Source organism: Aureimonas sp. AU40 (assembly GCF_001463785.1).
GTDB lineage: Bacteria > Pseudomonadota > Alphaproteobacteria > Rhizobiales > Rhizobiaceae > Aureimonas.
On sequence record NZ_BBWL01000050.1, the window covers coordinates 1 to 13,365 of the forward strand.

General features: G+C 67.3%; 12 protein-coding genes and 1 pseudogene. 7 read left to right on the top strand and 6 right to left on the bottom strand.

Going from position 1 to position 13,365, the window contains the following annotated elements:
• Nucleotides 1-38: 38 nt before the first annotated feature.
• Nucleotides 39-1,040 (bottom strand): SDR family oxidoreductase, encoded by a 1,002-nt coding sequence (locus AUL32_RS19085; RefSeq protein WP_062118558.1) that lies wholly within the window; start codon nucleotides 1,038-1,040, stop codon nucleotides 39-41.
• A 375-nt stretch (nucleotides 1,041-1,415) separates the two neighbouring features.
• Between AUL32_RS19085 and repA the strand changes: the two genes are divergently transcribed.
• The 3 genes from repA (at nucleotide 1,416) to AUL32_RS24660 (ending at nucleotide 4,813) form a co-directional block, all read left to right on the top strand.
• Complete coding sequence (repA, locus tag AUL32_RS19090) at nucleotides 1,416-2,624, top strand: plasmid partitioning protein RepA (RefSeq protein WP_061978323.1); 1,209 nt, start codon at nucleotides 1,416-1,418, stop codon at nucleotides 2,622-2,624.
• Complete coding sequence (gene repB / locus AUL32_RS19095) at nucleotides 2,621-3,646, top strand: plasmid partitioning protein RepB (RefSeq protein WP_062118561.1); 1,026 nt, start codon at nucleotides 2,621-2,623, stop codon at nucleotides 3,644-3,646. Before repA ends, repB begins: the two co-directional genes overlap by 4 nt.
• 315 nt (nucleotides 3,647-3,961) lie before the next feature.
• Complete coding sequence (locus AUL32_RS24660; protein WP_244497980.1) at nucleotides 3,962-4,813, top strand: helix-turn-helix domain-containing protein; 852 nt, start codon at nucleotides 3,962-3,964, stop codon at nucleotides 4,811-4,813.
• A 209-nt stretch (nucleotides 4,814-5,022) separates the two neighbouring features.
• Here the strand turns inward: AUL32_RS24660 and AUL32_RS19105 are convergent, their stop codons facing one another.
• Nucleotides 5,023-6,531, bottom strand: coding sequence for a DUF2252 domain-containing protein (locus AUL32_RS19105; protein ID WP_082659843.1), 1,509 nt, complete (start codon nucleotides 6,529-6,531; stop codon nucleotides 5,023-5,025).
• A 493-nt stretch (nucleotides 6,532-7,024) separates the two neighbouring features.
• Nucleotides 7,025-7,672 (bottom strand): hypothetical protein, encoded by a 648-nt coding sequence (locus AUL32_RS19110; RefSeq protein WP_062118567.1) that lies wholly within the window; start codon nucleotides 7,670-7,672, stop codon nucleotides 7,025-7,027.
• 335 nt (nucleotides 7,673-8,007) lie between these two features.
• Here AUL32_RS19110 and AUL32_RS19115 point away from each other — a divergent pair, with 335 nt between their 5' ends.
• The 3 genes from AUL32_RS19115 (at nucleotide 8,008) to AUL32_RS19125 (ending at nucleotide 9,053) form a co-directional block, all read left to right on the top strand.
• Nucleotides 8,008-8,226, top strand: a complete 219-nt coding sequence (locus AUL32_RS19115) for a hypothetical protein (protein WP_061978327.1) — start codon at nucleotides 8,008-8,010, stop codon at nucleotides 8,224-8,226.
• Between the two features lie 81 nt (nucleotides 8,227-8,307).
• Nucleotides 8,308-8,517, top strand: a complete 210-nt coding sequence (locus tag AUL32_RS19120) for a hypothetical protein (protein WP_062118570.1) — start codon at nucleotides 8,308-8,310, stop codon at nucleotides 8,515-8,517.
• Between the two features lie 29 nt (nucleotides 8,518-8,546).
• Nucleotides 8,547-9,053 carry a hypothetical protein gene (locus AUL32_RS19125; RefSeq protein WP_156421535.1) on the top strand — a complete coding sequence of 169 codons (507 nt, stop codon included), beginning with the start codon at nucleotides 8,547-8,549 and terminating at the stop codon, nucleotides 9,051-9,053.
• A 388-nt stretch (nucleotides 9,054-9,441) separates the two neighbouring features.
• Here the strand turns inward: AUL32_RS19125 and AUL32_RS24665 are convergent, their stop codons facing one another.
• Nucleotides 9,442-10,593 carry an extracellular catalytic domain type 1 short-chain-length polyhydroxyalkanoate depolymerase gene (locus AUL32_RS24665; RefSeq protein ID WP_244497981.1) on the bottom strand — a complete coding sequence of 384 codons (1,152 nt, stop codon included), beginning with the start codon at nucleotides 10,591-10,593 and terminating at the stop codon, nucleotides 9,442-9,444.
• A gap of 276 nt (nucleotides 10,594-10,869) precedes the next feature.
• Nucleotides 10,870-11,286 carry a hypothetical protein gene (locus AUL32_RS19135; RefSeq protein WP_061978330.1) on the bottom strand — a complete coding sequence of 139 codons (417 nt, stop codon included), beginning with the start codon at nucleotides 11,284-11,286 and terminating at the stop codon, nucleotides 10,870-10,872.
• Nucleotides 11,287-11,553: 267 nt separating this feature from the next.
• Here AUL32_RS19135 and AUL32_RS19140 point away from each other — a divergent pair, with 267 nt between their 5' ends.
• Nucleotides 11,554-12,840 (top strand): DUF2254 domain-containing protein, encoded by a 1,287-nt coding sequence (locus tag AUL32_RS19140; protein WP_062118577.1) that lies wholly within the window; start codon nucleotides 11,554-11,556, stop codon nucleotides 12,838-12,840.
• A gap of 87 nt (nucleotides 12,841-12,927) precedes the next feature.
• Here AUL32_RS19140 and AUL32_RS25685 read toward each other — a convergent pair.
• Nucleotides 12,928-13,365: pseudogene (locus AUL32_RS25685) on the bottom strand (glycosyl transferase family 1); the annotation flags it as partial.

Here is a 13,365-nt window from a genome sequence, read left to right on the forward strand (position 1 = left end):
GAACCGGCCAAAGCGCCCGCTCCCGCCGCTAAAGACGCTCAGTAACGCGAGCGACCGACCAGCCTCGACAGAACGGATCGCGCCGCAAGGCCAGCGACGAACACGCCTGCCACCGCGCCCGCCTTCACCAGATCGACTTGGCGGCTCGTCACGAACTCTTGGCGCGTGCCAAGCGTCCGGCTTTTGGACGGGCCGTCGATCCGCGCCGGGCCTCTGACCGCCACCTCCAGATTGCCCTCGCGCGGCGCCATGGGCGCGCCTTCCTGCGCCTCGCGCATGCCGGCGGCCTTGCGATCGGCAAAGCCCGGCGCCAGCGCCTGGGCCAGCGCCATCATGACGGTGGAGCGCCCGACCCAGATTTCGCGTTGCGGATCGCGCACGGCGGAATAGACCGCTTCGGCGCAGAGGCGCGGGTCGAAGAGCGGATCGGGGATCACCTGCTCATGGCCCGTCCGGTTGCGCGCCCAGGTCGGCTGCGGCGTGTTGACGGCGGGGAGATAGATGACGCTCAAGGTCACGCTTGAGCGATCGGCGATGAGTTCGGAGCGCAGCGAGTCCGTGAACCCGCCGACGGCCGCCTTGGCGCCGCAATAGGCGGCCTGAAGCGGCGCGGAGCGAATTGCCAGACCCGACGACACCTGGATGATCGCGCCGCGATTGCGCGGCTTCATGCTGCGCAGCGCGGCGAGCGTGCCGTAGACCTGCGAAAGATAGGTCGTGGCGGTGACGCGCTGATACTCTTCCGGCGTGATCTTGTCCGCCGGGGCGACCACGGTGGACATGGCGTTGTTGACCCAGGCGTCGATGCCGCCCAGCTCCGCCACGACACGCTCGGCCGCCCTGTCCACCTCCGCCGCCACGCCGACATCGGTCGGAATGTCGAGAATACGCGGCCCATGGCCCGCCAGCATCTCGCGCGCCTCAGCCAGCCGCTCCTTGTCGCGGGCCAGGAGCGCGACCTGCCACCCGGCCTTGGCGAAGCGCTCTGCGATGGCCAAGCCGATCCCCGCGCTGCCTCCGGTCACTACAACGGTCTTCATCCCAACGATCCTTTTCGTGCCGGTCGGGATGGGAATGCACGGGTGACGCAGGGGTTGCCGGGTGCGACGCGGACGCGCGGGGCAGAGCACAGGGCCTGCTACGACGGATTGCCATGCGTGAAGTTGTCACCTGACAACGCACCATTTAGAACCGCCATCACAGGGCATCGGAATGATAGGCGGAATGCCAGTTCCGACCCGCGACGCCCTGTCACCGGCCACCTCAGCGCCCTGCAACACGGAGCTTGCCGGAGCCTGAAAGGCCTCGTTAACCCCTTTCCGACTCGCCTTGCGACTCGGAGGGATTCATGACCAAATGCCAGACGGAAAATGGCCGTCTGACGCCGATAGTCCGTCTGAGGTTTAGAGAGAGACATGAGAGCCGCACGGCCCATCCCCGCTGCCTCACTGAGCGCGACGCAGCGAATCACGCAGCATGCCGAACTCTTGTCGGCCCAGCTGCGCTCGATGCGCGACGCGATGTTTCCGCCGACAGCGCAGAAGAGTTTGCGATCTTTTTCCTCGGGCGAAGTCGCCAAAATCGTCGGCGTTTCCGATGGTTACCTCAGGCAACTGTCGCTCGACGGGCTCGGACCTGTCCCCACTTTATCCACGGGGGGTCGGCGGTCCTATACACTCGCTCAAATGAACGAGCTTCGAACCTTCCTCTCCCAACATCGACCCAAAGAGGCCCTCGCCTTCGTGCCCCGGCGGCGCGAGGGCGAGAAGCTGCAGGTGCTGGCCGTCGCCAACTTCAAGGGTGGCTCGGCCAAGACGACGACCTCGCTCTATCTCGCGCAGTTCCTGGCGTTGCAGGGCTACCGCGTCCTGGCGGTCGATCTCGACCCGCAGGCCTCGCTCTCGGCCATGTTCGGCTATCAGCCGGAATTCGACATCGGCGAGAACGAGACGCTTTACGGCGCCATCCGCTATGACGACGACCGGCGCCCGATGCGCGAGGTCATCCGCAAGACCTATTTCGACGGGATCGATCTCGTGCCCGGCAATCTCGAGCTCATGGAGTTCGAGCACGAGACCCCGCGCGCCATGATGCGGGGCGATCGCGGCCGCGACATGTTCTTCCGCCGCGTCTCGGGCGTCATCGCCGAGGTCGAGGCGGATTACGACGTGGTGGTCATCGACTGCCCGCCGCAACTCGGCTTTCTCACGGTCGGCGCGCTCAACGCCGCTTCGGCTCTACTGGTCACCATCCATCCGCAGATGGTGGATGTCGCGTCCATGAGCCAGTTCCTGCTCATGACCGCAGACCTCATGAGCGTGGTCGAAGATGCCGGCGGCCATCTCGATCTCGACTTCGTTCGCTATGTCGTGACGCGGCACGATCCCAACGACGTGCCGGAGGCGCAGATCGTGGCGCTGCTGCGCGGTCTGTTCCATCAGGACGTGCTCGCCGCCACCGCCTGGAAATCCACCGCCATCGCCAATGCGGGCCTGACCAAGCAGTCGCTCTACGAGCTCGATCGCGGCGCGGTCGGCCGGGCGGCCTATGACCGGGCGCTGGAAAGCGTCAACGCCGTGAACACGGAAGTCGAAAGCCTGATACAGGGAGCCTGGGGACGATGAACAAGCGCTCCAAGTCGATCGCCTCGATCTTCGCGACGCGGCCGGAAGCGGACGAGTTGTCATCTGACAACGCGAGCCGTCTGCCGCGCGTCTCGTCGGGTTCGGTGCGGTCCATGAAGGAAAGCTTCAGCCAGATCGAGCGCGAGAACGAGACGCTGCGCCAGAGCCTGTCGGAAGGCGCGCGCATCGTGGAGATCGATCCGTTCCTGGTCGACCCTTCGCCCTATGCCGATCGCATCCCGGACGAGGAGGACGAAGCGTCCTTTGAAGCACTGGTCGCTTCGATCGCCGAGAGCGGGCAGGAAGTGCCCGTTCTCCTGCGCACGCACCCGCAGGACCCCACGCGCTTCCAGACGGCTTTCGGCCATCGCCGGCTTCGGGCCGCGCGTTCGCTCAACCGGCCGGTGCGCGCCATCGTGCGCGAGATGGATGACGAGGCGCTGGCGCTGGCGCAGGGCATCGAAAACTCCGCCCGGCAGGACCTCACCTTCATCGAGCGCGCGATCTTCGGCGTGCGCCTGGAAGAGGCAGGGCAGAGCCGGCAGGTGATCGGTCGGGCGCTCAATGTCGACAAGGCCGAAGTGTCCAAGCTCATCACCGTGGCGCGCGCCGTGCCGGAAAATGTGCTGCGCCATGTCGGGCGCGCGCCGAAAGTCGGCCGCACGCGCTGGCAGGCCATGGCGGAGGCGCTGAAAGGCGAGGGGGCGAGCGATCGCGTCGCCCGCTATCTCTGGGAGCCACCATCGGGCCTTTCATCGGACGAGCGCTTCACCGCGCTTCTGGCAGCCGCCAAGCGCAAGGGCTCCCCGCCGCCTGTGGAGCGCATGATCCTGGCCCATTCCGGCCGCCGCGTCGCGACACTGTCCGCCAACGAGCGGGACGCGAAGCTGGTGATCGATCGGGAGCTGGGTCTGGGCTTTGCCGATTTCGTGGCCCAGCGGCTGCCAGACCTTTTCGCCGCCTACGAGGCCGAGCGCGGCGAGGGATCGCCCGCGCCGGCCAAGGGCGAGACACAGTCATGACCGCCGCGCGCAGGACGAGGGGAGGGCGCCTGAGGCTGGCTGCGGCTCCGCTCGTCCTGCGCGGCGGTCTTTCACGCTGGGCTTTTCGCCCGGCGGATAACGGAATTGCGGCTGGATGCCTTCGCGGCTCCCGGCCGTCTTATGTCATCAACAGGGAGACGCCATAGGCAAAGAAAAAGGCCCCGAAGCGGGAGCCGCCGGAGCCTTCATCTGTATTCGTCGCTGTTTGCAGGTTTAGCTTCCCCCAACCTCATCGTCAAGTGAATTTGCGGCTTCCCGCCACGGCCTCGCTTTGCCTCGCGCAAGGGGGACGCCATGACGGACCATCAAGCCCGCACGCCTGGACGCGTGCGCGGACCGATCCTTGCCTGTCTATCAGGGGCAAGTGACGGAACGCGGACACTTGCGCCAGAGCCAGCGGAGACAGCCGGGCCGCATCCCGACTTCCTGGCCCGCGCCGCGATCTGGCGCGACCAGGCGGCGGGGCTCTTGTCGCTTGCCGAGGCGCGCCTGCGCTCGGCCGCCATCGGGCGCGAGCCGGTAGGTGAGGCCGCGAGTGCGCCTCGCTCCAGAGCGCCGCGCCAAGCCCCGGTCCCGCGTCCGCGCCACAGCCGGCCCGCGCCGCAGGAAAGCCGGCAATACGCGCAGCCTATGGCCACCACTGCCGCGCGCGACGACCGGCTGACACCGCACGCCAAGGCCTTTCTCCAGGTCCTGCGCGCCCGCTGCGGTAAGACGCGCGAGACCACTATCACCAAGGGCACGGCGGGCAACATCATGTCGCGCTCGCCCCGCACCATCCGACGCTATCTCGTGGACCTCGTGCGCTTCGGCTATATCGAGCTGAAGACCCGCTGCAACGCACGTGGCCTCCATCTCGGCCTCACCGTCACGCTCACCGAACGCGTCCTGCCGTTCTTCGAGGAGGCGAGGGGGCTGGCGCGCTGGCTGGCGGAAACGCCCAAGGCGCTGTTCCAGCCTTTCAGCGGGATGATCGACCCGTCGCGCATGGCATCGCGCGATTCAGGGGTGACAGTCCTGTCATCCAGAAACCAGTCTCAAATCAATTCTTCTATCGTTTTGAGCGAAATTACGGAGGGGCAGCGCTTGAGCGGAACGATAGGGCTTTGGAAAAAGAGGGAAAGCGCTATCACCGGCAAAATGTAAGCCCTGATCAGGGTTTAACACGGTTCTTGACGGCTCAAGCGTTGCTGCCTAAAGGCAGTGCGCCGGCGAAGCTTTGCGGTTTAATGGGTTTAGATGCTTCGGAGAAGGCCGAACAACGAGAACGTTTGCGCATCAAAAAGCACAGCGACCTCGAAGGGTGGCTGCGCTCTTGTGACGATAGAAGAAGAGGGGGCGCTGTTCTCGACGGATCAGCCTTCCACGACGCCGCCGCTTTCCAACCGACCGTCCGCTATGGCCTTCACCAGCGCGTCATGGTCGGCCGCATTCTGGTCGCCATAGGTCTCCGCCCAGTCGGCCAGTGCCTCGTCAAAACCGTGGTTCTCCTTGCCACCGCAATAGCCGGAGATGGCAGCTGCGTCCCCCGTTCGCGCATGGGCGCGGGCGAGAAGGGCGCCGTAGCCGAAGGCGAAGAAGGAGAGCGAACGACCGCCGAGCAGCGCATGGGGAATTTCGCCCTTCATGTTCTTCATCTGCCGGACGTAGAAGGGCCGGTCGCCGATCGTGGTCCAGCCGAGCAGGGGATCGCCGACCGCCTGGAGCAGGCGCTGGCCATAGACGACGCGCGCGCCCTCGTGCGAGCCGTAGGGCTCGGGGAGGGGAGAGACATAGGGCGCGTGGGCGGGGGCGACGGCTTCCTTGACCTGAAGGAACAGGGCGTCCTGATCGGAATTGCCGAAGAGCAGCGCGAGATAGGCGCGCGTGCCGACGCTGCCGACGCCCACCACGCGGTGGACGACATCCACGACATGATAGCGGCTGAGCATGAAGCGGCGCTCGCGCGGCAGGGATTCGGCGTAGAGCTCGAGACCCGAAATCACAGCGTCACGGGTCGCGTCGTCGATGCCGGCGAGGATCGGGGGATCGAGACGGAAGCGCCAGCCGCCGTCGACCTGCCGCTCGCCGACCTTTTCGAGAAGGCTCGCATTGTCGCGCCGTCGCGCTTTCTCCACCGCCTTGCGCAGGACGGTCTGCGACGCCGCGTCGATCTCGATGCCGTCGAAGTCGAGCTGATCGGCCCGTGCGGCGCGATGCCAGACGTCGATCGGCCCGCGCGGGGCGAGATCCGCCATGGAGCGGCGATAGCCCTCGACACAGCTGCGCACGATGCGGGCACGCTCGTCCCGGCCGATCTCCTGCTCGCGGGCGACCACGTTGAGACTGGCGACCAGACGCTTGAGGTCCCACTCCCAGGGGCCGATCGTCACTTCGTCGAAATCGTTCAGATCGAGCACGACATCGCGCTGCGGCGTGCCGAACAGGCCGAAATTGCAGATATGCGCGTCGCCGTTCATGACGACTTCGATGCCGCTGGACGGGCTGCGCGACAGGTCGAAGGCCATGATGCTGGCGGCGCCGCGCAGAAAGGCGAAGGGGGATTGCGCCATGCGCGCCGTGCGCAGCGGCACGAGCCGAGCCTGACGCCCCTCGTTGGAGCGGATGATGAGATCCACCGGATCGGGGCGGCCATCGAGGGAGACACCCTCGGCATGGAGCGCGTGCGGGATCGACGCGCGCAGGCGCTTGCCGGCGGTGCGACGGCGCTCCCAGGGCTCGCCCTTGGCGCGAAGATCGATGCGGGGAAAGGCCTCGGCGGGCGCCAGCACGACGCGCGTCGGCTCGGGCGCGCGGACCGCGCCCTCCGGCTCCAGCGGCTCGGCGACGGGCTCGAAAGTCGATGATTGATAGTCGAGATCCATGACGCCCAAACTCCACTGCCACCGGCAGGAACAGAGCGCCGATCACGCAAACGTCAAGACAGGCAGGACCGATGGCCGCAAGCGTGGAACCGGTCGGAAGCGCTTCGAAGCGGGGCGGGGAGACATCGCTGCAAGGTGCTCAGGGTGACCCTGAGGCGGCTCATTGGGATGCGTCGGCAGGTATGAGGCGTGACGGGTCTTTGGAACTTGGTGCAAAACCTACCGGCGAAGAATGGCGAGGGATTTCGTTCGCTGACGGGAAGCGCAGCTGATGCCAGTGCCACCGCTCGGCTTTGGCGCCGACGTGATCTGGCAAAGGGATCTTCCGGTGGTGGCCCGGTTTCTCAGACAGCTACTGCGATGCATCGTTTCAACGCGAGAGGTCGTGAGCGAGAGCCGTCTACTGAAAGAGAAGAGCCGAAGCCTCGCAATATGACAGCGGCGGAGAATAGTCAGACACCTCCGCCCACCGTTTCCATTCCACCGGAAACACTCAGCGCAAGAACCCTTCCGCCTCGAAAACCTCCCAATCCTTCAACTCCGATCGGCCGGTCTTGCCACGCGCCGCGCGGGGCTTGCGCTTGGAAGCCTTCGCCTCCCCGGACTTGGCCGCCGCGCGCGTCTGGGCCGCCTTGCCGGCGGCGCGGGCGCGGTTCTCCGCGCCGGCCTCGACATCGGCCTCGCGCCAGAGCGTCGGCAGGTCGCGGTCGAGGCAGTCCTCGATCTCCTTGGGATCGAAGACGTGGAAGGTGACGGCCTTGGCGCGCCCACGCAGCTTCACGGTTCGCGTGCCGGCGCTGCGCAGGCGACCGTCCTTGGTCCATTTCAGCCGCTCGCGTGGCAGGATCGTGAGAATGTCCTCCACCTCGCCGGGCAAGACGGGGAGGGACGCGACCCCGGCGAGCACATCCGCCACGACAGCCACACCGGTCTCGAAGCTTGGCGTTTCGCTGGCCGGCAGGCTGAAGCGGATCGACCCTGCCTCCACCTCCAGCGCCGCCCGGAGGGGAAAGGGCAGGCGGGCGCGGATTTCGCGCTCGATCCCCTTGGCGCGCACGGCGGAGCCCAGCGCGGCGGCCAGCGGAAAGGGCCATTCGCGCGAGAGCGGAGGTGCGGGGGTCTTTGCCTCTTCTGTCGTCATGGCGGGGAAACGCGGCGGCAGGCCGGTTCTTTCCCTCCGGCAGCTCGGTTCGGTGGGGTTTTTGCTCGACGCCTTCGATCTGCGTTCGTCCGATAATTCGGTTGGGTATCGCGCATAAGTATTTTTAGCTTGAGCTAAACACGGCTCTTTTCAGAACGGCAGTAATCGCTCGATGGCGGAAGACGGATTGGTTCCGAAAATAAAAAAGAACTTATCGTTTGTATCTCCCTGCACTTTCTCTATGCTAAATTTGAGAGCGTCGATGTCTGTCGCGCGGGCGCGTTCGCCCCTTCGATGATTGGATTCCGATCCGTCCGTTCTCATGGAGAACAGCCATGTTCGGATATCAAGGCGGCGAGAGCGACCAGACGGTCGCCCGCAAACGCACCTATTTGACCGAAGCTCAGTCGCGCTGGCCTTTTCTGACGCGCTACGATCTCACCACGATCCACAACGAGCAGCAACTTGCCAGCATGGTTCGCGACCGATCCGGCCATACCAAGAGCGATGCCGACGCGGAGGTCCATGCCTGGATGGAAGGCAAGAGTTTCTAGGCTTCGCATCCGCCAGCGTCCTGAAACCGAGGCGGTGCGGGACTTCGTCCCGCCGTGCGCCTCTTCTGGGAAAGACCTGCCATGACCCGTCTTCACGATCTCCACGTCGCCGCCGACCGGCATCTCACGGCGCGTCCGTCGCCCAACGGCCCCTCCACCTTCGACGCGGTGCGGATGGCGAGCGCGGCAACGCGCGCCAAGGCCGTCAAGCTGCGGCAGGTCCGCATGGAGCGGGAGGATCAGGCGTCCGCCATCTGCCTGCCGGACCTGTCCGCGAGGGCGCCGCGTTGACGCGCGCGGCGAAGACGGCGGTCCCCGTCATGAGCGCGGCTGAGCGGACGGGCGGGGGCCGCCCGCCCGGCTTCGGCGCGGAGGCCGACGTGTTCTGGTCCCTGTCCGGGCGGCGGCTGCTGCCGAGGGGCGCAATGCGCTTTCGCAAGTTCGCCTCGCTGGAGGATGCGGTGCGCTTCGTGGTGCTGGACAAGGGCGAGCCGCGCTTTCAATGCGTGATCGACACGGACACCGCGCGCTACGAAGGCCGCGAGATCGAGGATCTCTACGGCCGCCCCGACTTTCCCGCCGAGCCGATCGCGCCGAAACCGGAGGCCCGCCGCTTCGGCCAAGGGCTCTGGGGTCCCAAGCGCCTGCCGCGCTACGCCGCCGACCGGGACGATCTCGGCACCTGGACGGTGAGCCTCATCGCCACGCGGCAGGCCGTGTCGATCCGCGACGTTTCCATGACCCGCATGAGCCGGGGCGAGGCCGAACGCATGACCCGCGTTCTCAACAGCGCCGACGAGCAGGACATGCTCGTGATGGGGCCGTGAGAGGGCGGCGACGGTCGCACTTCTCTTCTGCGAACATTCATCGACCTCGCGCTCCGGCTTCGGCAGGGCGCGGGGTTTTTGTTTGAGCGGAGCGGGTTGGGGCGGAATGCCATGTCTGCGAGCGGGAGCAGCGTCGCGACCGGGTAGGGGAGCGAACGACGAGTTCGCCTTCGCCCCCATGGCTTCTGATCTGCGCGCCGCGAGTCTCCTCGCTCAGGCCTTCGGGTTCAGAAAGCTCGTCTCGCCTTGTGCCGGCGCAAAGAATCAGTTGTCATCGGACAACGTGAGTCGCTGATGACCGCAAGCCCGACTCGCTCACTGGCGAGGGTAATAGCGGCATCACGCGCCGCCACCCCGTTTGCCGCTGATCCCCTTCCGAGCACCTCGGTCAAGATTGGAGAAAGAAGCGCAGCATCTCGCGCGAGGCGTCGGGGCCGATCGGATCGGAATGGGAGCCGCCTGCGTCGCCGCCCGACCAGGCATGGCCAAGGCCTTCGATGCGCCAATGCTCAATCGCCGGTGTGTCCGCTCCGGCGGGGCGGATCGTTCGGGTGAAGGCGCGGCCTCCGCTCGCGCCTTCCCGCGTTTCGGCCCCCCGCGCGTCGCCGTCCGCCAGGCCCGCCAGCTGCTCGCCATTGATCGGGTTCACCGTCCGGTCCGCCGTGCCGTGGAAGACGATGGTGCGCGCGCCGCGCGCCGTGCCGCGCCCTGGCGCCTTGCCGCTGCGCATCACCGCGAGGGCGGAGGCGACCGTGTCGGCCGAGCCCTGCGGCAAGCCGGAATGGACGCCGACGGCGGCGAGGAGATCGGGATAGGCCGCGCCCAGCACCGCCGCCATGGCGCCGCCGGCGGAAAGCCCGGCCGCGAAGATGCGCGTGCGATCGACCGGGTTCGAGCGGGCGATGTCCTCCACGATCCCCGCGAGGATCGCCGGCTCGCCCGCGCCGCGCCGCTGATGCGCGGGCTCGAACCAGTTCCAGCAGAGCGAACTGTTGGCCGCGCGCGGCTGTTCGGGATAGGCGACGAGGACGTTCATCTCCTCCGCCAGCGCGTTCATCCGCGTGCCGATGGCGAAGTCCTCCGGGTTCTGCGTGCAGCCATGCAGCATGAGAACGAGCGGGCGCGGGTCCTCGCTCGGGCGCGACGGCGTGTAGAGCCGATAGGCCCGCGCCCCGTGCGGCCCCTCATGGCGCAGCGACTCGAAGCGCGCGCCGGGCGGCAGCGTCGGCGCCTTCATGCCGCCATGCGCCTTCATGCCGGGCAGGGGAAAGCGCGGCCGCGTGCGAGGCGCGGCTTGCTTGGGCGCCGCGTGCCAGCCGGACGGAGCGGCCGAGGACGGCTTCGGCGACGGCGAGGCGGCGGGCTCGGCGTGCAGCTCGAGCGTCGGCCCGGCGAAGGCCGGCGCGGGGTTCGGCGGCGTGTCGAAGGAGGGCGCGGCGCCGCTCAACTGCGCCTGGATCAGCGCGGTGGCCTCCGTCAAATCGTTCTGCAGGACGAGACGGCGCGCGGCCTCCATGGAGGCGAAAAAGGATCGGGTCATGAGAAGGCTCCTGGCCGTGGCGAAGGGACTTGCGCGAAGCGGTCGCACGGCCGTTGGGCGAGAAAGGCGAGGGGCATTTGGGCGGTGTCGGCGGGGGCGCCGGTTGGCTGGGGCGTGAGCGTGAAGTGTTGGACCGCTGATGGCACTCGTCGTCTCGATGACGAGGCGAGGCCCCATTCTTGATGCGCGTTGGAAGTCGAAGCCGAGCCGATTGACTGGCTCACGACTCCCCGTGGAATGACCGAAAAGGCGACGATCCACGTACGCCCCGTCATTCTAATGCAGCCGGTCGGCCAGCGCCGCCTTGACGGCGGGACTGGCCTGGAAGGCACCGAGAACGGTGAGAGAGCCGATCGTGGCGCGGGCGAGATCAGGCGATATGTCGGCGTCGAACTGCGCGAGGCCGAGAACCCTGACATGCAGGACCTGACCCTCGGCGTGGGCCTGTTCGAGATCGGCGCGGGTGAAGCGGCGCAGGCCGAGCTCCAGCGTCAACCGCTCGGAGGATTGCCGGATCGGCGCCTCGTGCGCCTCCAGATGCTTGCGGATGGCGGTGCGGATGAAGTCGCTCCGGTTGGAATAGAACCCGTCCCGCACGAGGAGGTCGATGCGGCCGAGATCCACGAAGCCGAGATTGAGCGTCAGCTTCTCGCTTTCCAGGCCCCGCCCCGGTCCGTCCACCTTCTTCGGCATCGTTCGATCCATCCTCAAACCATCCAAGTGGATGGTAAATGGAAGCTCGACGTCATGTTCGCAAGGGGACCTGCTGAAACTCCCTTCCGACCCGCCGGCACCGGCAAGGCGATTTCTCCTCTTCATCCCGCACTGTCGGGATCGCCAGTTCGCGTCCTCGTTCCATGTGAGGTTCGGAGCTCGACCCATTCCCTCCCCGAGGTATCGACCGATGATCCGCCTTCGCCAGCCATGCCCCCTGAAACCCGCCCAGCCCGGGCGCCGGGCATGACCGCGCGCTGGCTCTGGCGGCTGCGGCAGCTGTCGCGGCGCATATGGGTGCGGGCGACGCTGTTCTCGCTGGCGGCGGTGGCGACCGCGCTCGTGGCGGCGCTCCTCAGCCCCTATATTCCAAGCGACCTGCCGGCGCAGATCGGCGCGGATGCGGTGGACAATATTCTCGGCATCATCGCCGCCTCGATGCTGACGGTCACGACCTTCTCGCTTACCACCATGGTCGGCGCCTATTCCGCCGCGACCAGCAACGTCACCCCGCGCGCGACGACGCTGATGATGGAAGATGCGACCACGCAGAACATGCTGGCGACCTTCATCGGCTCGTTCCTGTTCAGCCTCGTCGGCATCATCGCCCTGTCGGCCGGCATCTACGGCGAGAGCGGGCGGGTGGTGCTGTTCGGCGTCACGCTGGCGGTGATCCTCGGCGTGGTGGTGACGCTGCTTCGCTGGATCGACCATCTCTCGCGGCTTGGCCGCGTCACCGAAACCACGCGCCGCGTCGAAGCGGCGGCGCTGGCGGCGCTGCGCGAGCGCCATCGCGAGCCCGCGATGGGCGGGGCGCCGCTGCGCGATCCCGATCGCGACATCCCAAGGGAAGCGCGCGCCGTCTACGCCACCGAGATCGGCTATGTCCAGCATGTCGACGTCGCCGGTCTCGCGGATGTCGCGAAGGCCGCCGGGGGGCGGGGCGCAGACGGATCGGCGAGGCGTATCTTCGTGCGGGCGGTGCCGGGCGATTTCCTCGACCCGACCCGGCCGATCGCCTGTTTCGCGGGGTTCGAAGGAGAGGATGTTGAGGCTGGTATACGCGCCTGCTTCACGATCGGGGATGTGCGCGCCTTCGACCAGGACCCGCGCTTCGGCATCTCGGTTCTGGCCGAGATCGCCAGCCGCGCCCTGTCGCCCGCCACCAACGATCTCGGCACGGCGATCGACATCGTGGGTCGCACGGTGCGCGTCCTCGCCGCGCTGGCCGAGCCGCGCGAGGGGGAGTGCGAGATCGAGCATCCGAATGTCCTCGTGCCGCCGCTCGACCTTGCCGACCTGTTCGACGATCTCTTCATCCCCATCGCCCGCGACGGGGCGACGCTGATGGAAATCGGCGTGCGGCTGCAAAAGGCACTGCTGACCCTCTCGCGCCTCGACGCGCCGGGCTTTGCCGAGGAGGCGCGGCGGCACGCGGCCGAGGCCCTCCAGCGCTTCGAGGCTGGGCTGACGCTGGACGTGGACAAGCGGAGGGTGCGGGAGGCGGCGAGTTGGCTCGGGCGGGGCGAGTGAGCGGCGGCGTGTGAGCTATTCGAGCCGATCGTAAACGCCGGTTCGACACCTCGGCGGCCCACCGCCGCCGAGGTGTCGAACCGGTCTTCAGGCGGAAAGCGGTGCCCCGACCTCTTCCCCGAACAGTGCGCTTTGCCGTGCCAATTCCACTGCCAGCGCCGGGTCGGCGGTGCGGCCTGCCAGGCTTTCGGAAAAGCGCAGGAGGCCGTTCGGGCAATAGCGCTCGTCGTCCCAGCCGGGATGGTCGAGCACGGGATAAAGGCAGATGCCCTCGACCGGCACACCTGCCTTGAGAGCCGCCCGTACCTCCTGCCCGACGTAGGCGAGCCAGCTCGCGCGCCGCTCGCCCTCGATGCCGGTCTCGGCCACGAAGATCGGGCGGCCGTAGCGGGCATGGGTCTCGGCCAGCATGGCGCGGAAGGGCTTGTAGAGGGGGTGGCCGTGGTCGATCGGCGGGCCGCCGTGAATCCACTGGTTGTTGAAGTAGTAGTTGACCCCGACGATATCGAGCAGCGGCTCGCGCCC